We start from the raw sequence: 24,279 nt of genomic DNA, 5'->3' as shown, positions 1-24,279 counted from the left end.
ATCGCATTCATCAATGATTCTTCAATGCGAAAAAGTTCTCGAAAATCTTTCGATACCCCTCCGCCCCACACAAATGTCCACTAAGTTCCGTTTTATCGCGGTCAATACGACCACAGGAAGCAGGAACGATGGAAGACGAAGGTGCCCCAGGTTGGCAACGCAATAACTACGCAGCAATGCTCGCGGTGTTTTTGCTGTGCATCACCTTCTCCTTCACGATTCCCTTCCTTCCCCTTTACATTCAACAAATAGACCCAACCGTGAGTGGGCCGGATGCAGCCATGTGGGCAGGTATCGCAACGGGACTTGGTGGCGTGGGCTCGTTCATCTCTGGGCCGATCTGGGGAATCCTGGGAGACAAGTACGGGCGTAAGCCCATGCTCATCCGCGCGTGTGTCGGCGGTGCTGTCGGGTTAGTTCTCTTTGGCTTTGCCACGAGCATCTGGCAAATCGTTGCTATACGAGGGTTCATTGGCATCATGGCCGGAGCCCCTGCCGCAGCTATGGCCCTGATTGCTGCCGGTACACCAGCAGCAAAACTCCCCAAAGCCTTGGGTCAATTTCAAGGCGCAACCTTGGGGGGCATAGCTATCGGACCAGTGATCGCCGCAGGCTTTATTGCTGCTTGGGGCTATGAAACTACATTCTTTGTTGCAGGTGCATTGATGTTCTCTGGGGCTGCAGTCACAGTGTTCATGATCAAAGAACCAAAACGCGCTTTGGCACCCAAGGGCTCAGTCAAAAAACAAAGCATGCGCACTGTTCTGCGATCTCCACTTGTTTGGGGTGCTTTGATTTTGGTGCTCCTCCTGAGCTTTGCCGCACCAATGGTTCAACCAATTCTTCCGCCGTATGTCGTAGAGCTATTACCGGACAAGTCCAACGCAACCGCAATTATTGGGTGGCTCTTCTTTGGCATCTCTGCGGCAGGAGCCATTGCATCGGTGTTCGCAGGTCGAGTGATTGGTCGCATCGGCCTTCAACGAGTGCTGCTTATTTCGGCAATTGGCGTTGCAGTCTTTTTGATCCCAATGGGCTTTGTGAATTCGGTGATTGCACTGTCAGTCTTAGCCATCGTCATGTCACTCTTTGGCGGCTTTCTCACCACTAGTGCGGTCACGTTACTTCCAACTGTTGTTACAGCTGCGGCACTCAGTTCAATGTTTGGGCTTTACCAAAGCGTGCAGGCACTATCCGCTCAACTGGGTCCGGCCGTGGGCGGAATCATTGCGGCAAACATAAGTTACGAAGCAGCGTTTTTCATCGCAGCCGCTACCTTGATCTTCCTCGGACTCCCGATGTTTTATATCTTTAAACGTATTGCGGCAGTTCATAAAGTTATTGAAGAACCGCATCCTCATCAAATTGAAAAATCAGTGGATTCCCAAACACCATCAACTGGTCGATAAATACCTTCGGGTGACGCCTTGCCAGTCACTTCAGTTTCCAGTGCTTCAACGCGGGCCAGCAATGCCTGCACTGCACTACCCACAGGGTCAGGTGCATTGCGATCCTGTGCGTCATGCTTGGGCTGCGCAGTGTGAACACCAGCGCGAGCAACTACTTGACCTGGAACGCCGACGATGACTGAATCAGGGTCGACTGAGCGAACCAACACTGCGTTTGCACCAATACGCGAATCTGCACCGACATTGATGTCGCCTAACACTTTTGCACCTGCGCCAATGGTGACGCGATCACCCACAGTGGGGTGACGCTTTCCGTGACTCAAACTTGTTCCGCCAAGAGTCACACCGTGGTAAATCGTGACATCTGCACCTACGACTGAAGTTTCACCGATAACTACCCCTGCACCATGATCAATGAAGACGCGTGGGCCAATCGTGGCTGCTGGGTGAATCTCAACGCCTGTGACGGCTCGGGCAACTTGAGAAACAGCGCGAGCGGGAAAGTACGAGCCTTGCTTCCACAAGGAATTACTCAATCGATGCGCCCAAATAGCGTGCAAACCCGGATACAACAATGCCACTTCGATGGCAGAACGAGCTGCCGGATCGCGCTCTAGTACGGATTCGACGTCTTCCTTAGCCTGAGCTAAGAACGACACCAGTCCTTGGGGAAGGAAAGACATGACACCAGTGTGTCAGTTAGTCGCCTAGACCAGCAAAAAGGGCGGTCGAAAGATAGCGCTCGCCGAAGGAAGGCACGATGACCACGATCAATTTGCCTGCATTTTCTGGGCGCTGTGCAACCTGGGCTGCTGCCCACAGGGCCGCACCTGAGGAAATGCCTACCAGGAGACCTTCTTCAGTGGCTGCGCGACGAGCTGTCTTGAGCGCATCTTCGGCTTCAACCTTGACGACTTCGTCAAAAACCTGAGTGTCGAGCACTGTTGGCACGAACCCTGCACCAATGCCCTGAAGCGGATGTGGTCCTTTAGCTCCACCTGAAAGCACTGGTGATGCTGCTGGCTCAACCGCAATGATCTGAACCTTTGGATTACGTTCCTTAAGAACCTGACCAACGCCGGTAATGGTGCCGCCAGTTCCTACGCCAGCAATCACGATGTCGACTTTGCCGTCAGTGTCATTCCAGATTTCTTCCGCAGTTGTTGCGCGGTGAATTGCTGGGTTAGCTGCGTTTTCAAACTGCTGTGGCATGAAGTACTTAGGGTCTGAATCCGCAAGTTCCTTTGCCTTGGCGATCGCTCCACCCATACCTTCTGGCCCAGGGGTCAGAATGAGTTCTGCTCCATAGCCACGAAGCAACATCCGGCGCTCAATGCTCATGGTCTCTGGCATCGTTAACACAACCTTGATGCCGCGTGCTGCGCACACCATCGCTAGAGCGATGCCAGTGTTTCCACTTGTTGGCTCTACAACGATGGTGTCAGGACCGATGAGTCCTGCTGACTGTGCAGCATCGATCATCGCCACGCCAATGCGATCCTTCACGGAGTTACCCGGATTGAAGAACTCAAGCTTGGCAGCGACCGTGGCATTGGCGCCATCGGTGATATTGCGAATCTTGACTAACGGGGTGTTGCCGATCAACTCAGTGATGTCATTTGCAATGCGCATGAGCAAATCATGCCCTGTCCCCCACATTTCGCGCAGCACTCCTGCGGAAAATGCGGATGATTCGCAACTGGAGGCAATAATCGGACCTATGCCTGCTCCTAAAGACTGGAATTTACCCACCACCACGCGTAAGGCATCGGTCGCAGAGCGGTCAGCTGCAGGAAAGGCAGCTCGCAAGGAACACCCACGAAGCGCGCTTGGCCAGTGGTCACCAAATGGCGACCGTCCCGATGTCGTGAAAATGGTGCTCGACCAAGAAGTCAACCGAGTGCCAGAGCTGCTGCCCATTCGTCACGCCCGGATGGCTGCTAGCCCTTTCGCCTTTTATCGCGGCGGAGCATCAATCATGGCCTACGACCTTGGCACCTACTCCAACTCTGGAATCGTGAGCCAGCTTTGTGGTGATGCCCACCTATCTAACTTTGGTGTTTTCGGTAGCCCCGACCGATCAATGATTTTCGATGTCAACGACTTTGACGAAACCCATCCAGGCGCCTTCGAGTGGGATGTGGCGCGCATGGTCGCTTCATTCTTGATCGCCGCACAGGAAAATAAATTCACGCAGGCAGAAAGCCAAGCCATCGCCAGCACTGCAGCGAAAACTTATCGCGAATCGATGATGACATACGCGACCATGAATGATCTGGATCAGTGGTACTCCAGAGTTGATGCTCAGTATTTGATGGATCTCGCGGAAACTGAAGGCAGCACAAAAGCCGTGAAGAATATGGGTCGCACACTCGATAAAGCGCGCAGCCGCGATCGATGGTCCGCAATTAGCAAATTGACCGAGATTGTTGATGGCAAGCGACAGTTCCTCAATCAACCCCCACTGCTTGCTCGGCTTCCCATGACTGGCGCTGTCTGGCTTATGGTTGAAAGCCAATTTCAGCAGTACCGCACATCAATGCTCGATGATCGACGCGAACTACTACGTCGCTACCACATCATTGACTTCGCTCACAAGGTTGTCGGAGTCGGTAGCGTTGGCCTTCGAGCATTTGTTGTACTCCTTCAAGGTCGTGATGATGATGATCTACTCGTGCTTCAGGTCAAAGAAGCTGTGCAGAGCGCGCTATCTCGATACACGGGTGGACCACTCTTTACCGACGAAGGTCATCGCGTAGTAGCTGGTCAGCGAATGATGCAAGCAGCAAGCGACGTCTTCCTTGGTTACATCACTGGCATTGGGGGGCGACACTTCTATCTACGTCAACTTCGTGACATGAAATGGTCACCGATCATCAGCAACCTGACGCCTAAGGCCATGAACGGGTATGCGCAGTTGTGTGGGAAGTCCCTTGCTCGAGGCCACGCACGCAGCGGCGACTCCGTCAAGATTGCCGGCTACATCGGAACCAGCGACACATTCGATACCTCATTGGTTGATTTCAGCCAGCGATACGCAGAACAGGTGCATAAGGATTTTGCTGAGTTCACTCAAGCCATTACCGAAGGAAAAATCTCGACCACGATGAGCGAGACATCTGCGGTTGATTCCAGTTTGAATACCGAAACGCAGGCTGCAGGAGAAGCGTATGAGTTACATGAAGCCTCGAAACCAAAGGGTTGATTGCGTTTACCACCGCATCACGTCAGTGCCCTAAGGCCGTAGAGTCCACTACATGGACACCGGCGAGCAGATTGAACAAGATGCAGGTGAGCGCCGTTGGCCGATGACCGTTGCCGTCTTAGCTACCGGAGCACTCTTCTTCGTCATTCCAGAGGAATTCCGCTTAAACAACGTGTGGCATTACACCTATCTCGCATTCCTCATCGTTTTGCTCTTGATTTTGATCATTGGCGATCCCGGACGTATCGATCGGGAGTCACGCGGCCTGCGAATCGTCACCGGCATCATGCTTGGACTCATCACGTTCGTCACCCTCGTTTCCGCCGTACGCTTAGTGCTCGGTATTTTGACCAACGCTCAATTTGATACGCCAGGCACACTGTTACTCATTGGCGGAATTATCTGGGTAACGAACGTACTTGCATTCGCACTTTGGTACTGGCACTTGGACTCAGGTGGCCCCGCAGCACGCGCATTACGAATGATTCATACCCAACCAGCTTTTCGCTTCCCTGAGCAAGGACTGCCAGAAATTGTTGGTGAACACTGGTACCCGAAATTTGTTGATTACCTCGCCTTGTCTTTTAACACTGCTACAGCGTTCAGCCCCACTGATATTGCCGCGATTCGTCACTGGCCCAAACTTTCCATGATCACCGAGGCAGCGATTTCTCTTTCACTGATTGGGTTGGTGCTCGCCCGAGCAGTGAATGTTCTCTAGGTCGTTGAGCTTGCCACCGCATGTTTAGGCTGCTCATCGTTTCCAAGTTGATGGTCAATGAGTAAACGAATCAAGAACCCAATCGCCGCACCCATAATCGCAAACGGCGCAACAGCGGGACCCGCGCCAACGATCAAAAGCATTCCAAGAAGTGCGGAAGTCGCAGGGAGCTTGAGCATTGCCGCTGCCGAAGCGGCAATACCCGCAGCTGCCATTGCACTTACGGAATCGTTAGGGAAAATCAGTACAAATAGCACTGCAACTGCGACGCCTAGGAATGTTGCGGGGAAGATCGGGCCGCCACGGAAACCACTACCAAGCGCAACCGAATAGGCGATTCCCTTCCCAATCAAGATGCACAGAACCGCAGCAATTGAAGTTTCATGAATGAGGGTCGCCATGCCTGAATTACCACTGAAGAGAATTTGATCCATCGGCAATGAGAATCCGTTCATCGCAACGAAGAGAACGCCTGCTGTGACGATCGCAGCGACGAAAAGCCCGACCGTTGCGCGTTGGGAACTCAACCGTTCAAATGCCAAACCACCTAGTCGCGCCAGCACTGCGACAACTCCCGCCACGAGCGCAACGAGTAAACCAATAAACAGATCACCAAACGCAATTTCGGTATACGCGGGAAGCCCAGGAACACTCAATGAATGAACCCCGAATCCCGGGATACCCCAAATACCAATTTGGACGATGTAAGACCCAGCTAAAGCAACAAGCACTGGAGTAATCAGCAGTGCGGGCAACATGCCCAACGCCGCGAATTCCAAAATCATGAAGGCAGTGATGAACGGGCTGCCAAACACCGCACTGATTGCCGCCACGCCGCCGAGCATCATGATGGCCTGACGAGTTTTCGGATCCGCCTTGCGTGCCACGATCGCCCCAATGGAAGTACCTAACACAATCAGCGGGGCCTCCGGCCCAAGTGCGATACCAAAGATCAATGTTGCGAGCGCCGCCAGGAGAACTCCAGGAACAATGCGCAATGGATCATCAAAATGAAAACCTGTCAGTGGACCTTTACCTGTTGCCCCAGGTAGCTTGCGAATCAGCGTTACCAAGAGCGCCGAAAGCAACAGGAGTAGCGCTGCCCACCACCATGGAGTGGTTTCCAGACCAAGGGCTTGGGGAATATGCGCGAATACGAGATCGGTTCCATGGTCGATAATCCACAACAACAACGATGCGCCAATCGCGCCGAGCACTCCTATGGCAAGGGAAATTACAAGAAGGCGTGCAAGTTGTTTGCCAGTGAGCTGCTCAGCCATGGTCACCATTTCATGAGGAGATGAATATGAGGGCGACCCTACTCATTTACAGGAGAGTCACTACCTCGTGATGCTCGAGTCGAGGGTTGCGAGGGAAGGTTCCCTCAGGTGTCGCGTACCCGAGATTGACCACCATGAAGGATTTCAATGGCGTACCCGGGAAGAATTCAGCATCCACACCGGCAAGGTTGAAACCGCCCATAGGCCCAACATCAAGACCCACCGCGCGAGCAGCAAGAATGAAATAGCCAGCTTGAATATTGGCATTTGCCAAGGCCGCTGCGATGCGTATTGCATCGTCGGCAAATCGATCCTTGGCCGATGGATTCTGCGGAAGCACTCGTGGCAAGTTCTCGTGGAAATCTGTATCAGCAGCAAGAATGGCAACAACGGGTGCGGACTGCGACTTAGGCCGATTGGGTTCTGCAAGCAATGGAAGTAAGCGCGCTTTGGCTTCCTCAGAGCGAATGAAGGTGATCCGCAATGGCTGTGTGTTCATTGCAGTTGGTGCGTATTTCACTAGATCATAGATTTCTGCGAGCTGATCATCCAAGACAGGAGTGTCGTGAAAGGCGTATCCAGTTTGCGCCTCACGAAAGAGCGCATTTGTTGAGGCCGGACCAATTGCGCGTGAATGGGCTGTGAAGGTATCGCTCATGGCGGTCTCCTAAATTCCTGGGCTTCGTGGGCTTCATTGACGTGAGTAACGATCGAATGCCATAATAGTTGAACGTTCAACTTTAGGCAAAGGTGGGTCCCATGAGCAACCAACGAGCCGGCGCAGCATTTGATGCGTTCCTGCCTGATGCCCTGAAGCAATCACAGACCCATCGCACATGGACCGGCGCCGATGGCCCAATGCCTGCGCTGTTCATCAGCCACGGCGCTCCTCCACTCTTTGATGACGGCGCTTGGATGAAATCGCTGCTCAAGTGGACAACCTCTCTTCCTAAACCAACCGCAATCGTGATGATCAGCGCTCACTGGGAGTCAGCTCCCATTGCGATTTCATCGTCGAGTGCGTCAACCCCGTTGGTCTATGACTTTGGTGGCTTTGATCCGCGCTACTTCAACATGAAGTACGAAACCCCAGATGCATCCACGATCGCCAAGCTCGTCAACGATGTGTTGCCAGATAACGCACCGATTCATGAGCACAAGAACCGTGGACTTGATCACGGCGCCTGGGTGCCACTGAAAGCCATGTACCCATTAGGTGATGTGCCCGTGATCCAACTGAGTTTGCCAACCGCACGCCCTGATCGCCTTCGTGAACTCGGGAATCGACTACGCCCACTTCGCGAACAAGGCGTGCTGATTGTTGGATCAGGTTTTTGGACCCATGGATTGCCGTATCTCACCGGCGACATGATTCATCTTGGCAAGGTTCCTTCCTGGTCATCAGATTTTGATGCATGGGCATGGGACGCAACTCAACGCTTAGATTTCGACACCCTTGCCGACTACAAAGATGCGCCAGGCATGCCGTATGCGCATCCCAGCGCTGAACACTTCACCCCACTGTTCGTTGTGATGGGCGCTGCTAGTGAGAACGCCTTGCCCAAACTCACAATTGAGGGTTATATGTGGGGACTATCAAAGAAGTCCTTCCAAATCGCCTAAAGGAAAACCATGCATCCGATCGTTCACCAGAACGTCGCACTTCATCGCTTTGAAATTCATCTCGATGGCGAATTGATCGGTGTCTGTGACTACACCCAACACAACAATCGACTTTCATTCACTCATACTGAAATTGAACCTGCCCACGGCGGAAAGGGTTACGCCAAACTCTTGGTTGAAACAGCTCTGGATGATGCTGCGACTCAACATCTCGAAGTGGCGCCCTACTGCAGTTACATCCAAAAGGTGATTGCGGATCAACCGGAGAAATACCTTGGGCTCGTACCTCAAGAAGTACGAGCCCAATTCGGTTTGCCAGGAAGTTCTACGAAGTAACGATCACTCCACCAGCCGCTTGTAGATCGGCAATGCCGCCCTGCAAGTTCGTGATGTTAGTGAACCCACTACTTGCCATCTGGTCAGATGCGAGTGCGGAACGGCGACCACTGTGGCAATACACGGCATATGCTCCCCTCTTGCTTAACGCATCAATGGCAGCAGTAAAGGTGGGTGCCTCCACATCGATATTCACAGCACCTTGCAAGTGACCTGATGAGTATTCACTCGGGGTGCGCACATCGATCACTGTTGTCCCAGGCTGGGATGCAGTCTGCAAGAAGACTTGAGGATCTACTGTTGTTATGGCACTCGATGACGAACTGCACGCGGTCACCACGAAAAGCCCAGCCACAAGCATTCCTATGAATGCTACGAAGCCTAGAGATCGTCGGTTCTTGACTGCATTACTCATGCGCATGCTCCTGTTCCATTTGCGATCGCACTTGGTTCATATCAAGCGCTTTTACTGCCTGCACTAACTCTTCAAAAGCCGTACCGGGAAGAGCACCAGCTTCCCGGTACACCAAGATTCCGTCACGAAATGCCATAAGGGTAGGAATTGAAGTGATCTGAGCGGCAGCAGCAATCCCCTGCTCGGCTTCGGTATCAATCTTGCCAAACACCACATCCGAGTGGATCTCTGAAGCTGCTTCGTATACCGGCGCAAAACTGCGGCATGGTCCGCACCACGATGCCCAAAAATCCACAAACAGGATTCCGTCTTTTACAACTGCATCTTCAAATGACGTTGCAGTGAGATTCGTTGTTGCCATGCTGTTCCTTTACTGGTGTGAAGTGTTATGACTACTTATTGGTTCGAAGGCCAAAGATTCGATACAGCGGACAAAAGCCAACAACTGCCGTAACCACCATGACCGCGGCTACGACGAAAAGAATGATGCCGACAACTGTTGATCCACCAACCACCAACGCAATGGCGATCGCCACAGCAGCAATAACCAATCGAATGACGCGATCTACTGAACTTTCATTCTTCAACATGATGTTCTCCCTTTGAAATTTTCTTAGCGGGCGAAGGCCGCAAGGTGACTCTTTGAGCCACTCAGCAAACGCTGCAACACAGATGTGACGTCAGCAGGTGGATTGTCTTTAAGCATCACATTGATATCCGTGATGTCCTTTTTCTCAATGGCTACACCTGCGGCTAGCGCCGCCGTGGTCGAGGTTTTCCCACTCGCTATGAGTTTCTTGTAGAGCGCACTAAGAGACGCGTCTTTAAACGATCCAACTGGTAAACCAACGGTTGGGTCGGCTATGCCATAGGTCTTCAAGATTCCTTGCATGAGCGTCATGTGTGTGCGCTCAGAAGAGGAAATATTGCTGAACTGACGAACTCCTGTGGCTGCATACAACGTCGTGTACACGTCACGAGCTAACTTCTCCTCTTGCACGAGGTAGACCAATTGGGCTTTCAACTCCGGTGAAACTGACACAGCTTGCGCCTGCGCGGACGGGGTCAGTACTGCGACGCCGATGAGTGCGGCTGCGACAAATGATGAAACCTTCATGGCGAACCTCCATAGTCGGCCACGTCGTGACCTAAATTTAGTATACCCCATGGGGGTATACTTTGCCATAGGTATCTTCGGGTTTATTTGGGTGCGCGACCGATGTAATCAATGAGCGCCGACATGCCCTCATGCCCTTCGCCTTCATCTACCTCTTCGTCGTAGTCACGAAGTTCGATGGTTTCAAGACGTGCAAAAGCGCTACTCAACAACGCTTGGTCATATAGCTGATCAAGTACCGGTGGGCCACCCGTACCAAAACCAAGTTGACGATGGTGATAGCCCTCAAGCAACAACACTCCACCGGGCTTCAATGCCGCAATCATGTTAGCGAACATCATTGAACGCTCATCAGGCTTGGCGAATTGAATGAAAATCCCAACAACGGCATCGAAAGCCCCCACAGGCCAGATCCAAGTGTCGGCGTCTGCGCATTCATGGAAGATCGATCCAGGAACAAGTTCTGCCGCGGAATAGACAACAGGCACTCCGCGCTCTTTAGCCAAGGCCATGGATTTGGCTACAGCCACTTTTGAACCGTCAGTTGCGTGGACTGCAAAGCCCTGCTGCGCCAACCAGACTCCGTTGCGGCCTTCTCCGTCAGCAACCGCAAGCACGCGAGCGCCTACTGAAATATGCGCGGCGGAATTCACGAGGAAAACATTGGGGGCGGTGCCAAAGATGTAGGCATCTTGCGCAAAGCGGGTATCCCACGCTTGTAAATCAGGAGTAGCCATGGATTCCGCCTTATTCATGTGAGTGTTTTGTGTGGAGTGTAGGTTGATCTTATACCCCCATAGGGTATATTGCACTTATCTTCACTACGAGAAACCGAGGAATTCCATGTGTCGTCAGGCAACCTGTAAGAACTGTGGCAAAACCACGTGGGCCGGCTGTGGCCAACACGTTGATCAAGTCATGAAGGGTGTACCTAAGGACCAACGCTGCAAGTGCACCGCAGCGGAGAAAGCCGCAGCAAAAAAGCAGGGCGGTTTCTTCTCCAAGTTCTTTGGCTAAGAAGCACTAGCCTTGCGCGATGTCCAGTGAGATGAAGTCCACTCCACTCATCGCAATAGTTACGTGCGCGGCCTTCGCTGATCTTGACCCCGATGATCAACTGCTTCTTCCCTCACTCGCAGCACGAGCCATAAATGTTGAGATCACAGTGTGGGATGACCCTTCAGTGCAGTGGGATCGATTCGATCTCGTATTGATTCGATCCACGTGGGATTACAGCGCGCGCCGCAATGAGTTCATGGAATGGCTCAAGCGCGTCAATGTCGTCAGCACTCTTGTTAATCCAGTTGACGTCGTTACCTGGAGTTCAGACAAGCATTACTTAAATGACTTGGCCAAAGCTGGCATACCAACTGTCCCCACGCAGTTTTTCGAAATTGGCGATGAACTTGTGCTTCCCGAGGATGAATTCGTTATCAAACCGTCGATTTCTGCCGGTTCACGCGACACCTATCGCCTCAGTGCCGATAAACGTCAAGAAGCTCTGACAGCGATGGACGCCATTTTTGCCAGCGGACGTAGCGTCATGGTTCAGCCATATTTCAAGAGTGTTGATACCGCTGCTGAGACTGCGCTTATCTTTATCGGCGGTGAGTTCTCACACGCCATTCGCAAAGGTCCACTTTTGAAGTTAGACAACGCAGCTCAGGAATTCCATGGCGGGTTGTTCATCAAGGAAGAAATAATTGCGCGCACAGCCACACCAATGCAACTCGATGTCGCACAAAAGGCGCTGGCAGTTGCTCCGCAAGGTTGGCTTTACGCCCGCGTTGACCTCATTAATGACGATCATGGCAATCCTGTAGTGCTCGAACTTGAGATGGTTGAGCCATCACTATTTTTTGAAGTTGATTCGAACCCAGAGACGGGTGCACCAGCACGATTAGCTCGCGCCATCAGTCACACAATCAAATAACCGACAAAACAAAATAATCGTGGGCCCTCCCCCTCACCGAAGTGATGGAGAAAGGCCCACGAAGTTGTGAAGTGTTGTGCTTAGAGAATATGCAGCATTTCCTGGTATGTAGGAAGCACCCACAGATCATCGGCAACAACCGTTTCAAGTTTGTCACCAGCGGCACGAACTGCACCCATGGCTGGAATGATGCTGTTCAGTGCGTACTTGGCTTCATCAGTCAACTCGTGGCCAGCGTCAGCAGCAAGCACACCTTCAAGGGCAGTCAGTGCTTCAGTGAGTTCATTCACGATTGCCGTGACAGTCTTCAACGTGGTTGCGTTGCCTTCAACACCAGCGGCCTTGAGTGCAGCAATGTTGCCAGCAAGTTCAGTCTGGTAACGAATTGCTGAAGGCAACACCATCGTGGTGCCCATTTCAAGGGTGAGCTTTGCTTCCACCGCGATGCTGTTGACGTACTGCTCAAGAGCAACTTCGTAGCGGCTGTGCATTTCGCGTGCACTGAAGACTCCGTACTTCTCCATCAGTTCGATGGACGCTGGCTCAATGAGCTGAGGAAGCGCATCAACAGTGGTACGAAGGTTCAACAAACCGCGCTTAGCTGCTTCAACCTGCCACTCTTCTGAGTAACCGTTGCCGTTGAACACAACTGCGCCGTGCTCCTTCATGATCTTTGCGAGCACATCTTGCACAGCAGCGTTGAACTCAACACCCTTCGCAATTGATGCTTCAAGTTCGTTGGCAATGTAATCAAGGGCTTCAGCCAACATGGCGTTGATAACCGTCATTGGAGCTGCAACTGATTGGTTGGAGCCTGGAGCGCGGAATTCAAAGCGGTTGCCAGTGAATGCAAATGGGCTAGTGCGATTACGGTCACCTGGATCTGAGGGAAGATCTGGCATCGTGTCGACACCAACGCGCAAGGTCCCCTTGCTCTTCGATGACTTTGCTCCACCTGCTGCGATCTGTTCGAAGACGTCAGCCAACTGCTCACCCAAGAAGATCGAGATGATTGCCGGTGGAGCTTCGTTCGCACCAAGACGGTGATCATTTGAAGCTGAAGCAACAGAAACGCGCAAAAGGCCACCGTACTTATGCACGGCACGAATAACTGCGGCACAGAACACGAGGAACTGGGCGTTGTCATGCGGGTTATCACCTGGGTTGAGCAGGTTGCCTTGACGACCGTTACCGATCGAGAAGTTCACGTGCTTGCCAGATCCGTTAACGCCAGCAAATGGCTTCTCATGGAAGATGCATTCCATACCGTGGCGCTGAGCAACAGTCTTCAGTGTTGTCATCAACTGCTGCTGGTGATCTGAAGCAATGTTTGCGCGTTCGAAGACCGGTGCAATTTCGAACTGTCCGGGAGCAACCTCGTTGTGGCGGGTCTTCGCTGGAATTCCGAGCTTGAAGAGTTCGCGCTCTGCTTCCATCATCATGCCGAGCACACGCTCAGGAATCGCGCCAAAGTAATGGTCGTCAAATTCCTGACCCTTAGGTGGCTTTTGGCCAAACAACGTGCGACCTGAGTTAAGAAGGTCAGGACGCGCCAAGAAGAAGTGACGATCAACCAGGAAGTACTCCTGCTCTGGACCACAGAACGAAACCACGCGGTCTGGATCATTTCCGAAGAGGCGTAGAACGCGATCGGCCTGTGTTGACATTGCCTGCTGTGCACGAAGAAGCGGTGTCTTGAGGTCAAGAGCTTCGCCGGTCATTGACAGGAACACTGTTGGGATGCACAGCGTGTTGCCATTTGGGTTTTCAAGAATGTACGCAGGGCTCGTGACATCCCAACCGGTGTAACCGCGAGCTTCGAAGGTTGCACGCAGGCCACCGTTAGGGAAACTCGATGCGTCTGGCTCGCCTTGAACGAGCGTCTTTCCTGCGAACTCAGCAAGAGTCGTGCCATCGCCAGTTGGCTCAAAGAAACTGTCATGCTTTTCAGCAGTGAAGCCGGTCAGTGGGTAGAACACGTGCGCGTAGTGAGTCGCACCCTTTTCCAAAGCCCAATCGCGCATCGCTGCGGCAACTGCATCAGCAACTGTTGGGTCGAGCTTTGAACCATTTTCGATGGTGTCGATGACTGACTTGTAAACGTTCTTCGGCAGGCGACGTTGCATCACTGCCTTGTTGAAGACGTTCATTCCATAGATCTCACCAGGGGCTTCATTGACATCGAAGCTCACTGCGGGTGGAACGTAGGCCTCGACATCTTTGATTGCTTGCAGGCGTACGGCATTTCCACTCATGTTCATTACCTCTCGACACAGAGCACGGCATCCAGCGCGGTGCAGGTTGGGATAAGAGTAGGAAACGTAATCGCATGTTTTGTTACAGAGATATTACAAATAGGACATAACGGACATAAATGTCTGGTTTGAACCTCAGGCTGGAGGAATAACGGCTTCGTCAATCACCGTCTGGAAATCGACGGTGGCATCGATGCTGGTCAATAGCGCAAGCATTCCTGTCACCGCGCGGTGTTCAAGAAGCAGATTCGGCGGAAATGATAGCTTCCCCGCGTCTTTCAGTGAGCCTCCCGGATCTGACCAATCGCCGGCGCGCTCGGTGATCCAGTCTGAGGAAAATCGAAATTCAGGCTGCACGTACGGCGTGACATCTAGAGCAATAATGCGAGCCAACTCATCGGCACTTGTTGAATCCATGATCATGCCAACGTTGAGCCACAATTCCCGAACACCTTCAAGATCGTTTGCTGCCGCGAGTTGAAAGGTACGAACGAAGAGACGAGTGAACTCACCAGCGGGATGACCAACGGACCCAAAATCCAACACACCAATGGAACCGTCGTCCATCAGTCGGAAGTTACCGGGGTGTGGGTCTGCATGGATTGCTCCGACAAGTCTTGGAGACCACAAGGTGAATCGTGCAAGGTTTCTTGCAGCTTGATCACGTTGTTCTACCGGAGCTGACTGCAAGGTCGCATAAGGAATTCCCGGCAACCATTCAGTGACCAACATCGTTGAATCCGCAAAGATCACCGCAGGAATGGTCACCACGCCTGGATGCTTCGTTGCCCAAACATTGCGGAATTCTTCTTGCCACTTGGCTTCATTCGTGTAGTCCAGTTCATCCCACAACCGATCCGCATGTTCCTGAAGAAGTGCCTTGACATCCAACGTGGGAATCAGTCGGTGAATCAGCGGGATAAATGTGCGTAGCTGCAAGAGATCCGATCGAACAATGCGATGCGCATCTGGATATTGCACTTTAATTGCAACCCGCCTGCCGTCTGGCCATGTAGCAGTGTGCACTTGCCCAAGACTTGCGGCAGCCACAGCAACCTCGTCGACGTTAACACCTGCGGGCAAGCGATCAAATGCCTCTTGAACTTCAGTAAATGGCCGTGGTTCCGCATCTTCATATAACCGAGTTAGCGACGAAAGCATTTCCGCCTGCTCTGGTGGCAGCGTTGAGGAGAACAGTGCTAACAGTTGACCAAACTTCATGACGGGACCGCGTGCTTTTGCAAGCGCAGCGGTGAGTTCCTCCGCGGATGCTTGAAGCGCCTTACCGTAAGCAGCATCACGATCTCCACCAAAGGCTGAGATCGTTGCTGCACCAGCAAAACGAGCGCCGCTTTTTACTGGCACCACGGCTAACGAAGCAGCACGAGAAAACAGACTCATCGTCGCTCCTCTTCACTAGTAGCAAGCACGCGTGAAACAGACTGCTTCTGATCGTAAGCGCATCTCGAAGTCACGACGCTGGCGGCTACCTCTGGCGACCTTGGGATCGACCGCGCTGTGGCGCTTTGCGCGATCCTGCACGAGGAGCTGATGGTCGTCGAGCAGCTGGCGCTGATTCCACATGCACAGGCGCTGGCTTCACATATGGAGCAGCGGGTCCAACAAGAGCTCGAATCACTTCGGAACCCGGCTCCACCTGATGCATCTTTGGAGTGATGGCTGCTTGCTTCATTAACGAGCGAACATCGCCTCGTTGGTCAGGAGTGCCCACAGTGATCACAACACCTTCTGCGCCTGCACGAGCCGTGCGACCCGATCGGTGCAAGTACGCCTTGTGCTCTGCTGGCGGGTCAACATGCACAACAAGTGACACACCATCCACGTGGATGCCGCGAGCGGCAATGTCGGTCGCTACAAGAACGCGAACATCACCATCGGAAAATGCAGCCAGATTTCGAACGCGAGCATTCTGCGAAAGATTGCCATGTAACTCAACGGCCGGAATACCTGCAGCAGTGAGTTGCTTGGCTAGCTTTTTTGCTCCGTGTTTCGTGCGAGTAAACGCAAGCGTTCGACCTTCACCTGAAACAAGTTCACGCACTACAGCAGGCTTGTTATCTGACGTAACACTCATCACGTGGTGTGTCATTGCAGGAACAGGAGAGGCTGCTGAATCAACTGAGTGAGTTACCGGCGAGCTCAAGTAGCGCTTGACGAGCACATCAACACTGGCGTCGATGGTCGCCGAGAACAGCATGCGTTGGCCATTCTTGGGCGTTGCATCAAGTAGGCGCTTCACTACTGGCAAGAAACCAAGATCCGCCATGTGATCGGCTTCGTCGAGAACCGTTACTTCGACATGATCAAGTTTCGCAAAGCGCTGTTTCATCAAATCTTCAAGGCGACCCGGTGTTGCGATCAAAATATCGACGCCATGCTTCAACGCTGAAATCTGCGGATTGATCTTTACTCCACCAACAACAACCAGCGTGTTCATATTCATCGCTTTAGCCAACGGTGAAATCGTTTCATTCACTTGCGCCGCAAGCTCGCGCGTTGGCACCAAAATCAATGCACGAGGAGCACCTGGTTTGCGGGCGTGCTTTGACTCTGACAAACGCACAACTGTTGGGAGTGAGAACGCGACAGTTTTGCCACTTCCAGTTCGGCCGCGGCCGAGCACATCTCGCCCAGCGAGCGAATCAGGGAGTGTGGCCGTTTGGATAGGGAAAGGTGCATCAATTCCCGATGAGCGCAGTGACTGCACGAGCTTGCCCGGAACGCCCAGGGCAGCAAATGAATCAGTCGATGAGTTGACTGGGGATTGAGCGGAGACGGTTGTTACTACAGGCGTGGTCGAACGTGACAAAAGAAATCCTTCGTTGGTGAGCGTGGTGGCCGAGGTTGCTGGCCTGATTACGCGTCAACGCAACACAGAGGGGGAAAGAATCTTCCCAAGCAGACGACCTCGAGAGGATCTGATGATCTTCTCGGTCCATGTAAAAGTAACCCCTTCAGCTCAATTCACCCAATCCCCTCACAAAATTCCCTCAAGGCGAACAGGATTGATCATGCCTAGGCCCCGCGATCGGGCTACCTGCAAGTAATCTGTACCTGCAATGCCAATGGCAACCACAAGTGAGTTGAGTGAGATGACGACCAAGAATTGGGACGACTACCTGCGCGAACACGGCGTACGTATTACTCCCCAACGTCAAATGGTGATCAAAGCCGTCGCTGACCTCGAGCATGCCACCGCTGAAGAAATCCTCAAAGAGATTCAGCTTGTCTCATCAGCAGTGAACCTCTCAACTGTGTATCGAGCTCTTGAGGTCCTTGAAGACATCGGCTTGGTTGCTCACGCACACCTTGGCCACGGCGCCCCTACCTACTTCCTGGTCGATGACCGCACGCACATTCACCTCGTATGCGATATCTGCAGTCAGGTGACCTGTACAGGCGCGAACCTGGCAAACGAACTCGGCATGCGTCTGGATACAGAGCATGGTTTTGATCTTGACCTCACGCACCTTGCGATTCACGGCACCTGCAGCAAGTGCCGCTACATGGACACTGCTGCTTATATCTAGCAGCTACTTCCGATCATGAGCACTACAGATTTCATTGACTCTGACGATCCAATTGTTGCCGATCTTCTGGCCAGCACCATCGAATTAGTCGCTGAGGCAGGCGGTTGGATTGCGCCAACTACCACGTTCGTTTGCCGTGATGGTCAACTGCATGTTGAGTCCACGGAAGAGGCCAACAGCCCTCTCTTTCACATCCCCCGTGCTGCTTTTGTCCGCGTTGATGATGCGACGTGGAGCGACAACCCTGAACAGCTAGAAATGCTTTCCGTAGCCGATCACCTCAGTGACATCGAAGTTGAGATGCTTTACGTTCAAGTTGCCCTACACAACCAATGCAAGAAACTTTCATGGATGTCGAAAACTCACCCTTGGTTGGCTCCAGACTTGCCGAACGAAGTCATCGAAGCCGTGCGAGCCATCTTGCCAACATTTCGAATCCCTGCGATGACGGCAGCAGACACACTCTGGGCTAATCGTTGTTTCAAGATTGCACTTGATAATGATGAAGCACAACAACGCGTCCTTATCCCCCTGGTTGACCTACTCAATCACCATGAACAAGGTGCAATCGGTTCATGGAGCGGCGACTCGTTCGATGTCACGAACGCCCAGCCTTTGAACGCCAATGAGTGCGCACTTAATTACGGGATGAATCGCGATCCTCTTGAATTGGCTGCGGCCTATGGATTTGTGGATTCGGATAGCCCCTACGTACCAACAAGTGCGCTAAGTGAAGCAACACGAACACAGCTTGCATACCTTCTGGAATCTTGCGCAAAGTACCCGTCGAGCATTGCATGCCAGATTATTGCTGAAGCTGCGCGAAGAAATCTGGGAGCAAGTTAAGCCTCAATAAATAATGATGGACCCCGAAATTTCGAGGCCCATCATTGATGTGAAGCGTTACTTTGCCGGTGGAATTTTCACGATGTTTGAGAAATTCTCACCGTTGGCGGTGAATTTCACGGAGACATCTGAATTTGCTTGGCTTCGTGGAACCTTCATCGACCAACCAAACTTTTCACCTGAAACAGTTGCCGTTCCAGGCTTCTGAGCCTCCCATTTGCCGTTGGACCCAACCTGCACCCAAGGTGTCAGCTTCGTGCCATTTGCATAACCAGGCGCAGCACCTTCAACGCTTGGCTTTTGGCCACCAAGACCAAACAGAATCTTTGTTCGATTGAACTTCACGATTTTAAGATTGAACGCAGCAGCTTCGTTGCTCGCAGCTGACTTGTCACCCCAACCACCAGAGTTAAGTGCCTGCGCATAGAACGTGTACTTGGTCCCAGGAGTGACGTTATTAAAGGTGCATTGCGTCAAAATCTTGTCACTAAGGCGGGAAATGCAAACCTGGGCACTTGGAAAGTGCTTGCACAAGGTAGTTGGTAATCGGTCTTGAGCCTGCATCCTTAGGCGCATTCCAATTCAATGTAATGCGATTCCATTTTGGAGTTGCTTTCACGTCAATAGGTGCGCCCGGAGGATTGAGAACTTCGTTAAAATAATTGCTCCCGAATTGCGCGTACACGCGGTTGTCACCCGTGAAGTGAAGAGCGCCACCTGGGCCAATCCAGATACCCGATCCATCCTTACTGGTGTTCCAACCTATGAATTGCTTACCCGCAAGTGAGCAATCGTCAGCCTTTGGCGCCTTACCCCAGTTACCCATGAAGTCGGTTATTTTGGATGTCTTGCAACTACCGCCATTAGCATCGAAATCCAGGGTAATTAATGCAGGATTCGCAGCAGCAACATAATTCACCGGGCAATTCCCCAAGCAGGCGTTAGACAACTGCCATTGCTGAGTTGGATAGCCCGCAGTGAAGTTCACTCCATACTAGCCACTTGACGGTAGACCAAAACTGTTGCCTGGAAATGCAATTTTTACTTGGCTACTACCGTTTAAGCCAGTAGCGTCCGAATAGACGAATCTAAATTTTGTTCCCGATACCCAGTTACATGCAGACAGTGTTGGGTTTGCACTGTTAGCGCCAGGTGAACCATTTGGAGTCGGCGTACCTGATCCACCGGTCAATGTGAAGGTAGGGCACGTTGTACCTGTATTCGAACCGGCATGTTCGTGAAATCGAGCCAGTAAACGTAATAGTTATTCAAAGCCATGGTTGGAAAACCGTTAATGGTGACTTCGAGAGGCGCAGTCGCGTTCGTGTAGGTACTAGGGCTCACCGTGATTGTCTCGACAGCACTCGCCGGCCCAGCAACACTGACCAGCGTCGCCCCAGCCACCGCAACAGCAGCAACCACCGATGCAATCTTGCGCGAGATCAAACGTTGCACACTCATCAATCCACCCCCATACAGCCGCTGAACCGCGTCTATTAAAGACCGGACAATACACCATAAGTGAATGTTATTCACATTTAATGTGTGGAATCAATGGCTGCTAACGTCCGCTCGTGCCCCCTGGTCGCAAGCCCACACATTCCCGCGAGGAATTCGTGCTGGCTGCCATTGCTTTTGCCGATGAATTTGGGATTGCAAGGCTCACACTCCGCGCATTGGGCACGTCCGTAGGTGCCACCACAACTGCCATTTACCGGTATTTCCAGGACAAAGACGATCTGATCGTCGCCATGCGCGAATCTCTCTTAAATCAGATTGCGCCCCCGAATATTGACAGCAATCCACGAGCCAGAATTGTGGCCCTTGCACTTGGGTTCAGATCGACAGCTAAAGACCACCCTTGCCTTAGCCAGATCATGCAACTGTCAGCCGTCGAAGGCGAACAAACTGGCGCAATCATCGCACTCCTGTTTGAGATGTTGTCTGACTTGGGACTTACCGGCCCCTTGTTGGCCCGCGGCCATCGACAACTTGAATCCTTTGTCGTTGGTTCAACAGCGTTCGATTTCAGTGGTGCTCCCAATCACCTCTCGACTCGACTTGCCCGCCTCATATTTGTCAATAACAAGACAATCTTGCAATCCATCAATACCGAAAGTGACGTCGAAACCGTGAACGAGGCCGCATTCGTCACGAGCCTGAACTGGATCATTGACGGCTTGATTGCCGAATCCTCTGTGCAAAAGTAGCTTGCTTGACTGCCGTTACTTTTCAGTAACAACCAAAAACCCGTCTGCACGTTTCGGGGTCGTGCCGCGCAAGTGCACAACTTTTTTCACAACTACAGCGAAATGGTCGACATGAAGCCATAAGAGGCAGAAAAGCAGACTCTTCGTGAGTCGTGAATCAAGGAATATTCTTCAAACTTCTGTACCGTTGATCAATCATCAACACAAGAGGTTCTCGCATGCGACGCATTTCCACATTGCGATTTCTGCTCGGAACAGCAACTCTCCTTGCTGCTACCTCACTGACAGCTTGCTCTAGTTCTACTGAGGCTTCTACACCGAACGAAGTTGCGTCTTCTCAACCGTCGGCAACCAGACTTGCATCGGCGGAACCCATCCACGTCACTAAAGAAGACATGAACAAGACGTTCAACCTGACCCTTGAGCAGATGCTCATCATCGATATCGATACGCCAGCAGGAAGCGATCTCTTCGTCGCAACCGACAACTCTGATGCAGTGTCTATTGATCAAGCTGAAGGTAGCGGCGAAATCACCGCATCTCCTGCAGTCATCGCGAAAGCACCAGGTACGGCATTGATCACCGTGCAAGCGATCAATGACAGCGAAGATCAAACACCGTCAACGTTATTGAAATTTACCGTTGAAGTAACCACTAATTAAGCATTCCTCGACGAGGTGCCGCTCAATGTGCTGAACAATCTATTGAGCAGGACTGACCCTCACAACATTGGAGAAAGTTTTCTCCATCGGCAGTGAATTTCACTGAAACTGCTGTGTTGAATTGGCTGTGAGGAAGGTTCCTTGACCAACTGAACTTTTCACTGGAAACGAATGCAGGTCCAGCCTTCTGAATTTCCCACTTTCAGCTGGCGCAAGCCTGGACCCATTCGTTCGACTTGGTTCCATTTGTGTAACCGCCGGAACGACAATGTTTGACTACAGTCAAGCCCCAGCACACTTATCAACTCGACTAGACCGTCTTCATCTCGTTATTCACCCAACAGCTCCTCTCGTGAGGCACTTTCGCACCCGGCAGCTACGCCCGAACTGAGTAACACATTCAAGTGCCAACTATCGTTTTCTATCGATTTTAAATACCCCTACCCCTGAAGCATTTTCACTGCTAGCGTCCCTCAACCACATCTTCGCGCCCTATGGAGAACTGATGCTGAACGACGAGGAACTCGCTAGCCGCCTTGCCTTATGGCTTGCTCTACAGCTTGGAACATCCAGCGTTGAGGTGTCAGGGCTTGCTCGCAGCGGCGCAGGCAACTCCAACGACACCGTGGTGTTTACAGCCGTATGGGATGGGCAACCACACAAACTCGTCGTTCGCATTCAGCCGGGAAGCGACTCGCTTTATAAATACCCGTCGGCCGCACGTGAGGCGCGCGTAATTCAAGCGGTTGAAGCCGTTGGCACCGTGCCCGTTCCGCACGTCATTGGGATAGAAGAAGACGCTTCAGTTCTCGGCGCGCCTTTCTTCGTCATGGATCATGTTGAAGGTCGAGTACTCAAAGATGTGCCGAGCTATCACAAACGTGGCTGGCTGGTGGATCTCACACCTGAAGAACGCGCCAAACATTGGGATGAATGTTTGCGCGTGACAGTTGAAGTATCGAAGATTCATGGTCTTCCTGAATTGAAGTCAGGAAAGCGACCAATCAACGCGCTCACCGAACTCACCCGAGAAACCCTTGATTGGGCTGCACAGGGCAGAGATACCGGGCTTCTCGAACTTGGCATGCAATGGCTTGAAGCCAACATCCCAGATCGTGATGACGACTCCCTTTCTTGGGGCGATGCTCGCCCAGGCAATGTCCTGTTCAACCTTGACGGCACAGTTGCTGCTGTTCTTGATTGGGAAGCAGCAACCCTGGGACCTGCTGAACTCGATCTTGGGTGGTGGCTGTTTATGGAAGACGTCTACGGACGTCGTACTGGTCTCACGCCATTAGAGGGTGTGCCAATCGAAGAACCGCTCATCGCACGATGGGAAGAATTCATCGGACGCCCTGCCCAAGACTTGCAATGGTGTCGCATGCAAGCGGCAATGCAAATGGGCTTAGTCATGTTGCGCCACCGTGATCAACAGGTAACCAAGGGCTTGCTCACTGAAGAAGCCACCACTCATCTCTATAACCCAGTGACCCAGATTCTTGCTGAATACTTGGGCGAACCCGTTCCAGAACTTTCACCTCATTTCGCCGAACTCATGCGCGCGATGAGTCAACAAAAATCAGCGAAAGACGCTGCCAAGGAGACTTCTGCATGAGCAACAACCAACTTGGCGCCTACACACTTCCCGGCCGATCCATTCATCCACTCCTCGCCATTGAGCAAGCAAAGGTCGCTGAAGACATCGGCCTTGGAACAATTTGGCTCTCGGAACGTTTCGGGACCAAGGATGCTGCAACTGTTCTTGGTGCAATGGCCCAAGCTACGAGCACGATCAACCTCGGTGTTGGTATCACTCACTTCCAAACACGACACCCACTCGCCCTTGCTTCAATGGCACTCACACTGCAAGCACTCTCCCAAGGTCGATTCATTCTCGGTATGGGTCGCTCCGTTCCAATGCTCATGAAGGCATGGGGATTGCCACCAAGCACGAATGAATTGTTGATCGATGGTGTGCGCGTACTCAAGCAGCTGATGAACGGCGAGCGAGTGAAATATGAGGGACCGCTCGGAACTTTCCCCGTTCTTCAAATCAATGACTTACCTGAAGTAACACCACCACCAGTGATGCTCGCCGCTATTGGCCCAGTCTCACTTGATCTTGCCGGCGCCAATTATGACGGCGTGATCTTGCATCCATTTCTTTCTTTAGAAGCACAGCGCAAAGCGGTTGACATCACCCGAGCAGGAGCGGAATCTGCTGGTCGCGATCCACAAGCACTTCGCGTCGTGGCAACGGTCGTTGCAGCAGCTGATATGTCGCAGGAAGAAACTGACATGCGCGTTCGCGCTCGCTTGATTACTTACCTCAATGCTCCTGGACTTGGGCTGGGTCTGGTCAAAGCCAACGAGTGGGATCCCTCAGTCATTGATGCAGTGAACGCACACCCGCTGATCGCCACGCTTGGACGTCGGCCTGCGGATGGTGCCCTTGATCATGAACAACTCGTCGAGGTGAGCCAGGTCGTACCTGATTATTGGTTTACCGAAGCCGCTGCAGTGGGTACTACAGAACAAGTTGCCGAACGGTTGAAGCAATACCTCAATGCCGGGGCTGATGAAATTTTGATCCATGGCAGCACACCTGAATTTCTGGCACCGACAGTGCAGGCCTTTAATAATCAAACCGCTTGAAGACTCTCAACGTAGTTCTATCAGGATAATCTTATAATTCTGTAATAAAGAACCATATATA

General features: G+C 52.2%; 27 protein-coding genes. 12 read left to right on the top strand and 15 right to left on the bottom strand.

Annotated features, from left to right (window positions below; genetic code table 11):
- Positions 1 to 128: 128 nt before the first annotated feature.
- Complete coding sequence (locus tag PHN51_11125) at positions 129 to 1,409, top strand: MFS transporter (GenBank protein ID MDD2819329.1); 1,281 nt, start codon at positions 129 to 131, stop codon at positions 1,407 to 1,409.
- Here the strand turns inward: PHN51_11125 and cysE are convergent.
- Both cysE and cysK read right to left on the bottom strand, forming a co-directional pair.
- Complete coding sequence (gene cysE / locus PHN51_11120) at positions 1,361 to 2,092, bottom strand: serine O-acetyltransferase (GenBank protein MDD2819328.1); 732 nt, start codon at positions 2,090 to 2,092, stop codon at positions 1,361 to 1,363. The two genes, PHN51_11125 and cysE, sit on opposite strands and share 49 nt — an antisense overlap.
- 16 nt (positions 2,093 to 2,108) lie before the next feature.
- Positions 2,109 to 3,041, bottom strand: coding sequence for a cysteine synthase A (gene cysK / locus PHN51_11115; protein ID MDD2819327.1), 933 nt, complete (start codon positions 3,039 to 3,041; stop codon positions 2,109 to 2,111).
- Positions 3,042 to 3,129: 88 nt separating this feature from the next.
- Here cysK and PHN51_11110 point away from each other — a divergent pair, with 88 nt between their 5' ends.
- Complete coding sequence (locus PHN51_11110; protein ID MDD2819326.1) at positions 3,130 to 4,614, top strand: DUF2252 domain-containing protein; 1,485 nt, start codon at positions 3,130 to 3,132, stop codon at positions 4,612 to 4,614.
- A gap of 52 nt (positions 4,615 to 4,666) precedes the next feature.
- Complete coding sequence (locus tag PHN51_11105) at positions 4,667 to 5,335, top strand: hypothetical protein (GenBank protein MDD2819325.1); 669 nt, start codon at positions 4,667 to 4,669, stop codon at positions 5,333 to 5,335.
- Here PHN51_11105 and PHN51_11100 read toward each other — a convergent pair.
- Together PHN51_11100 and PHN51_11095 are read right to left on the bottom strand one after the other, a co-directional pair.
- The gene (locus PHN51_11100) at positions 5,332 to 6,615 is read right to left on the bottom strand and encodes a chloride channel protein (GenBank protein MDD2819324.1); all 1,284 of its coding nucleotides are present in this window, start codon (positions 6,613 to 6,615) and stop codon (positions 5,332 to 5,334) included. The genes PHN51_11105 and PHN51_11100 overlap by 4 nt on opposite strands.
- 46 nt (positions 6,616 to 6,661) lie before the next feature.
- Positions 6,662 to 7,273, bottom strand: coding sequence for a malonic semialdehyde reductase (locus PHN51_11095; GenBank protein ID MDD2819323.1), 612 nt, complete (start codon positions 7,271 to 7,273; stop codon positions 6,662 to 6,664).
- Positions 7,274 to 7,374: 101 nt separating this feature from the next.
- On the opposite strand from PHN51_11095, the gene PHN51_11090 reads away from it, so the two are divergent.
- Together PHN51_11090 and PHN51_11085 are read left to right on the top strand one after the other, a co-directional pair.
- The gene (locus tag PHN51_11090) at positions 7,375 to 8,238 is read left to right on the top strand and encodes a class III extradiol ring-cleavage dioxygenase (protein ID MDD2819322.1); all 864 of its coding nucleotides are present in this window, start codon (positions 7,375 to 7,377) and stop codon (positions 8,236 to 8,238) included.
- Positions 8,239 to 8,247: 9 nt separating this feature from the next.
- Positions 8,248 to 8,574 carry a GNAT family N-acetyltransferase gene (locus PHN51_11085; GenBank protein ID MDD2819321.1) on the top strand — a complete coding sequence of 109 codons (327 nt, stop codon included), beginning with the start codon at positions 8,248 to 8,250 and terminating at the stop codon, positions 8,572 to 8,574.
- Here the strand turns inward: PHN51_11085 and PHN51_11080 are convergent.
- From PHN51_11080 to PHN51_11060, 5 genes are all read right to left on the bottom strand, one after another.
- Positions 8,564 to 8,989, bottom strand: a complete 426-nt coding sequence (locus PHN51_11080; GenBank protein MDD2819320.1) for a rhodanese-like domain-containing protein — start codon at positions 8,987 to 8,989, stop codon at positions 8,564 to 8,566. The two genes, PHN51_11085 and PHN51_11080, sit on opposite strands and share 11 nt — an antisense overlap.
- Positions 8,982 to 9,350 (bottom strand): thioredoxin, encoded by a 369-nt coding sequence (gene trxA / locus PHN51_11075; protein ID MDD2819319.1) that lies wholly within the window; start codon positions 9,348 to 9,350, stop codon positions 8,982 to 8,984. The genes PHN51_11080 and trxA overlap by 8 nt, the downstream gene beginning before the upstream one ends.
- Positions 9,351 to 9,381: 31 nt before the next feature.
- Positions 9,382 to 9,579 carry a DUF2892 domain-containing protein gene (locus PHN51_11070; GenBank protein ID MDD2819318.1) on the bottom strand — a complete coding sequence of 66 codons (198 nt, stop codon included), beginning with the start codon at positions 9,577 to 9,579 and terminating at the stop codon, positions 9,382 to 9,384.
- A gap of 23 nt (positions 9,580 to 9,602) precedes the next feature.
- Positions 9,603 to 10,106 carry a DUF2202 domain-containing protein gene (locus PHN51_11065; GenBank protein MDD2819317.1) on the bottom strand — a complete coding sequence of 168 codons (504 nt, stop codon included), beginning with the start codon at positions 10,104 to 10,106 and terminating at the stop codon, positions 9,603 to 9,605.
- Positions 10,107 to 10,189: 83 nt separating this feature from the next.
- Positions 10,190 to 10,843, bottom strand: coding sequence for a class I SAM-dependent methyltransferase (locus PHN51_11060; GenBank protein ID MDD2819316.1), 654 nt, complete (start codon positions 10,841 to 10,843; stop codon positions 10,190 to 10,192).
- A 299-nt stretch (positions 10,844 to 11,142) separates the two neighbouring features.
- Between PHN51_11060 and PHN51_11055 the strand changes: the two genes are divergently transcribed.
- Positions 11,143 to 12,039 (top strand): hypothetical protein, encoded by an 897-nt coding sequence (locus tag PHN51_11055; protein MDD2819315.1) that lies wholly within the window; start codon positions 11,143 to 11,145, stop codon positions 12,037 to 12,039.
- Positions 12,040 to 12,119: 80 nt separating this feature from the next.
- Here PHN51_11055 and PHN51_11050 read toward each other — a convergent pair whose 3' ends face one another.
- From PHN51_11050 to PHN51_11040, 3 genes are all read right to left on the bottom strand, one after another.
- The gene (locus PHN51_11050) at positions 12,120 to 14,294 is read right to left on the bottom strand and encodes a glutamine synthetase III (protein ID MDD2819314.1); all 2,175 of its coding nucleotides are present in this window, start codon (positions 14,292 to 14,294) and stop codon (positions 12,120 to 12,122) included.
- 135 nt (positions 14,295 to 14,429) lie between these two features.
- Positions 14,430 to 15,695, bottom strand: a complete 1,266-nt coding sequence (locus PHN51_11045; protein MDD2819313.1) for an AarF/UbiB family protein — start codon at positions 15,693 to 15,695, stop codon at positions 14,430 to 14,432.
- 85 nt (positions 15,696 to 15,780) lie between these two features.
- Positions 15,781 to 17,124 carry a DEAD/DEAH box helicase gene (locus PHN51_11040; protein ID MDD2819312.1) on the bottom strand — a complete coding sequence of 448 codons (1,344 nt, stop codon included), beginning with the start codon at positions 17,122 to 17,124 and terminating at the stop codon, positions 15,781 to 15,783.
- A 283-nt stretch (positions 17,125 to 17,407) separates the two neighbouring features.
- Between PHN51_11040 and PHN51_11035 the strand changes: the two genes are divergently transcribed.
- Positions 17,408 to 17,845, top strand: a complete 438-nt coding sequence (locus PHN51_11035) for a Fur family transcriptional regulator (protein ID MDD2819311.1) — start codon at positions 17,408 to 17,410, stop codon at positions 17,843 to 17,845.
- 15 nt (positions 17,846 to 17,860) lie between these two features.
- Positions 17,861 to 18,691, top strand: a complete 831-nt coding sequence (locus tag PHN51_11030; protein ID MDD2819310.1) for a hypothetical protein — start codon at positions 17,861 to 17,863, stop codon at positions 18,689 to 18,691.
- Between the two features lie 57 nt (positions 18,692 to 18,748).
- Here the strand turns inward: PHN51_11030 and PHN51_11025 are convergent, their stop codons facing one another.
- The 3 genes from PHN51_11025 to PHN51_11015 all read right to left on the bottom strand — a co-directional run bounded on the left by PHN51_11025 (position 18,749) and on the right by PHN51_11015 (position 20,152).
- Positions 18,749 to 19,168: a hypothetical protein gene (locus tag PHN51_11025; protein ID MDD2819309.1), complete on the bottom strand. Its 420-nt coding sequence runs from the start codon at positions 19,166 to 19,168 to the stop codon at positions 18,749 to 18,751.
- A gap of 10 nt (positions 19,169 to 19,178) precedes the next feature.
- Positions 19,179 to 19,679: an InlB B-repeat-containing protein gene (locus tag PHN51_11020; protein MDD2819308.1), complete on the bottom strand. Its 501-nt coding sequence runs from the start codon at positions 19,677 to 19,679 to the stop codon at positions 19,179 to 19,181.
- 200 nt (positions 19,680 to 19,879) lie between these two features.
- The gene (locus PHN51_11015) at positions 19,880 to 20,152 is read right to left on the bottom strand and encodes a hypothetical protein (GenBank protein MDD2819307.1); all 273 of its coding nucleotides are present in this window, start codon (positions 20,150 to 20,152) and stop codon (positions 19,880 to 19,882) included.
- A 113-nt stretch (positions 20,153 to 20,265) separates the two neighbouring features.
- Here PHN51_11015 and PHN51_11010 point away from each other — a divergent pair, with 113 nt between their 5' ends.
- The 4 genes from PHN51_11010 to PHN51_10995 all read left to right on the top strand — a co-directional run bounded on the left by PHN51_11010 (position 20,266) and on the right by PHN51_10995 (position 24,218).
- A complete protein-coding gene (locus tag PHN51_11010; protein MDD2819306.1) occupies positions 20,266 to 20,901 on the top strand; it encodes a TetR/AcrR family transcriptional regulator in 636 nt (211 codons plus the stop codon).
- A 218-nt stretch (positions 20,902 to 21,119) separates the two neighbouring features.
- The gene (locus PHN51_11005; GenBank protein ID MDD2819305.1) at positions 21,120 to 21,563 is read left to right on the top strand and encodes a hypothetical protein; all 444 of its coding nucleotides are present in this window, start codon (positions 21,120 to 21,122) and stop codon (positions 21,561 to 21,563) included.
- Positions 21,564 to 22,068: 505 nt separating this feature from the next.
- Entirely contained in the window at positions 22,069 to 23,178 is a 1,110-nt protein-coding gene (locus PHN51_11000) for a phosphotransferase family protein (protein MDD2819304.1), read from the top strand.
- Complete coding sequence (locus tag PHN51_10995; protein MDD2819303.1) at positions 23,175 to 24,218, top strand: TIGR03857 family LLM class F420-dependent oxidoreductase; 1,044 nt, start codon at positions 23,175 to 23,177, stop codon at positions 24,216 to 24,218. Before PHN51_11000 ends, PHN51_10995 begins: the two co-directional genes overlap by 4 nt.
- The last annotated feature ends 61 nt before the right edge of the window (positions 24,219 to 24,279 follow it).

The sequence above is a fragment of the Candidatus Nanopelagicales bacterium genome (assembly GCA_028687755.1).
Taxonomy (GTDB): Bacteria; Actinomycetota; Actinomycetes; order S36-B12; family S36-B12; genus UBA11398.
The sequence above is the reverse complement of the archived record's forward strand: the minus strand, read 5'-3'. Positions and strand labels throughout refer to the sequence as shown.

Excerpts from the sequence above, each read along its gene's own strand:
- PHN51_11090 (MDD2819322.1), top strand. The coding sequence starts at position 7,375 with ATGAGCAACCAACGAGCCGGCGCAGCATTTGATGCGTTCCTGCCTGAT.
- PHN51_11030 (MDD2819310.1), top strand. The coding sequence starts at position 17,861 with ATGAGCACTACAGATTTCATTGACTCTGACGATCCAATTGTTGCCGAT.
- PHN51_11060 (MDD2819316.1), bottom strand. The coding sequence starts at position 10,843 with ATGGCTACTCCTGATTTACAAGCGTGGGATACCCGCTTTGCGCAAGAT.
- PHN51_11000 (MDD2819304.1), top strand. The coding sequence starts at position 22,069 with ATGCTGAACGACGAGGAACTCGCTAGCCGCCTTGCCTTATGGCTTGCT.
- PHN51_11050 (MDD2819314.1), bottom strand. The coding sequence starts at position 14,294 with ATGAGTGGAAATGCCGTACGCCTGCAAGCAATCAAAGATGTCGAGGCC.
- PHN51_11095 (MDD2819323.1), bottom strand. The coding sequence starts at position 7,273 with ATGAGCGATACCTTCACAGCCCATTCACGCGCAATTGGTCCGGCCTCA.
- trxA (MDD2819319.1), bottom strand. The coding sequence starts at position 9,350 with ATGGCAACAACGAATCTCACTGCAACGTCATTTGAAGATGCAGTTGTA.
- cysE (MDD2819328.1), bottom strand. The coding sequence starts at position 2,092 with ATGTCTTTCCTTCCCCAAGGACTGGTGTCGTTCTTAGCTCAGGCTAAG.
- PHN51_11055 (MDD2819315.1), top strand. The coding sequence starts at position 11,143 with ATGTCCAGTGAGATGAAGTCCACTCCACTCATCGCAATAGTTACGTGC.
- cysK (MDD2819327.1), bottom strand. The coding sequence starts at position 3,041 with ATGCGCATTGCAAATGACATCACTGAGTTGATCGGCAACACCCCGTTA.
- PHN51_11005 (MDD2819305.1), top strand. The coding sequence starts at position 21,120 with ATGCGACGCATTTCCACATTGCGATTTCTGCTCGGAACAGCAACTCTC.
- PHN51_11035 (MDD2819311.1), top strand. The coding sequence starts at position 17,408 with ATGACGACCAAGAATTGGGACGACTACCTGCGCGAACACGGCGTACGT.
- PHN51_11110 (MDD2819326.1), top strand. The coding sequence starts at position 3,130 with ATGCCTGCTCCTAAAGACTGGAATTTACCCACCACCACGCGTAAGGCA.
- PHN51_11100 (MDD2819324.1), bottom strand. The coding sequence starts at position 6,615 with ATGGCTGAGCAGCTCACTGGCAAACAACTTGCACGCCTTCTTGTAATT.
- PHN51_11065 (MDD2819317.1), bottom strand. The coding sequence starts at position 10,106 with ATGAAGGTTTCATCATTTGTCGCAGCCGCACTCATCGGCGTCGCAGTA.
- PHN51_11070 (MDD2819318.1), bottom strand. The coding sequence starts at position 9,579 with ATGTTGAAGAATGAAAGTTCAGTAGATCGCGTCATTCGATTGGTTATT.
- PHN51_11125 (MDD2819329.1), top strand. The coding sequence starts at position 129 with ATGGAAGACGAAGGTGCCCCAGGTTGGCAACGCAATAACTACGCAGCA.
- PHN51_11045 (MDD2819313.1), bottom strand. The coding sequence starts at position 15,695 with ATGAGTCTGTTTTCTCGTGCTGCTTCGTTAGCCGTGGTGCCAGTAAAA.
- PHN51_11015 (MDD2819307.1), bottom strand. The coding sequence starts at position 20,152 with ATGAGTGTGCAACGTTTGATCTCGCGCAAGATTGCATCGGTGGTTGCT.
- PHN51_11085 (MDD2819321.1), top strand. The coding sequence starts at position 8,248 with ATGCATCCGATCGTTCACCAGAACGTCGCACTTCATCGCTTTGAAATT.
- PHN51_11080 (MDD2819320.1), bottom strand. The coding sequence starts at position 8,989 with ATGAGTAATGCAGTCAAGAACCGACGATCTCTAGGCTTCGTAGCATTC.
- PHN51_10995 (MDD2819303.1), top strand. The coding sequence starts at position 23,175 with ATGAGCAACAACCAACTTGGCGCCTACACACTTCCCGGCCGATCCATT.
- PHN51_11105 (MDD2819325.1), top strand. The coding sequence starts at position 4,667 with ATGGACACCGGCGAGCAGATTGAACAAGATGCAGGTGAGCGCCGTTGG.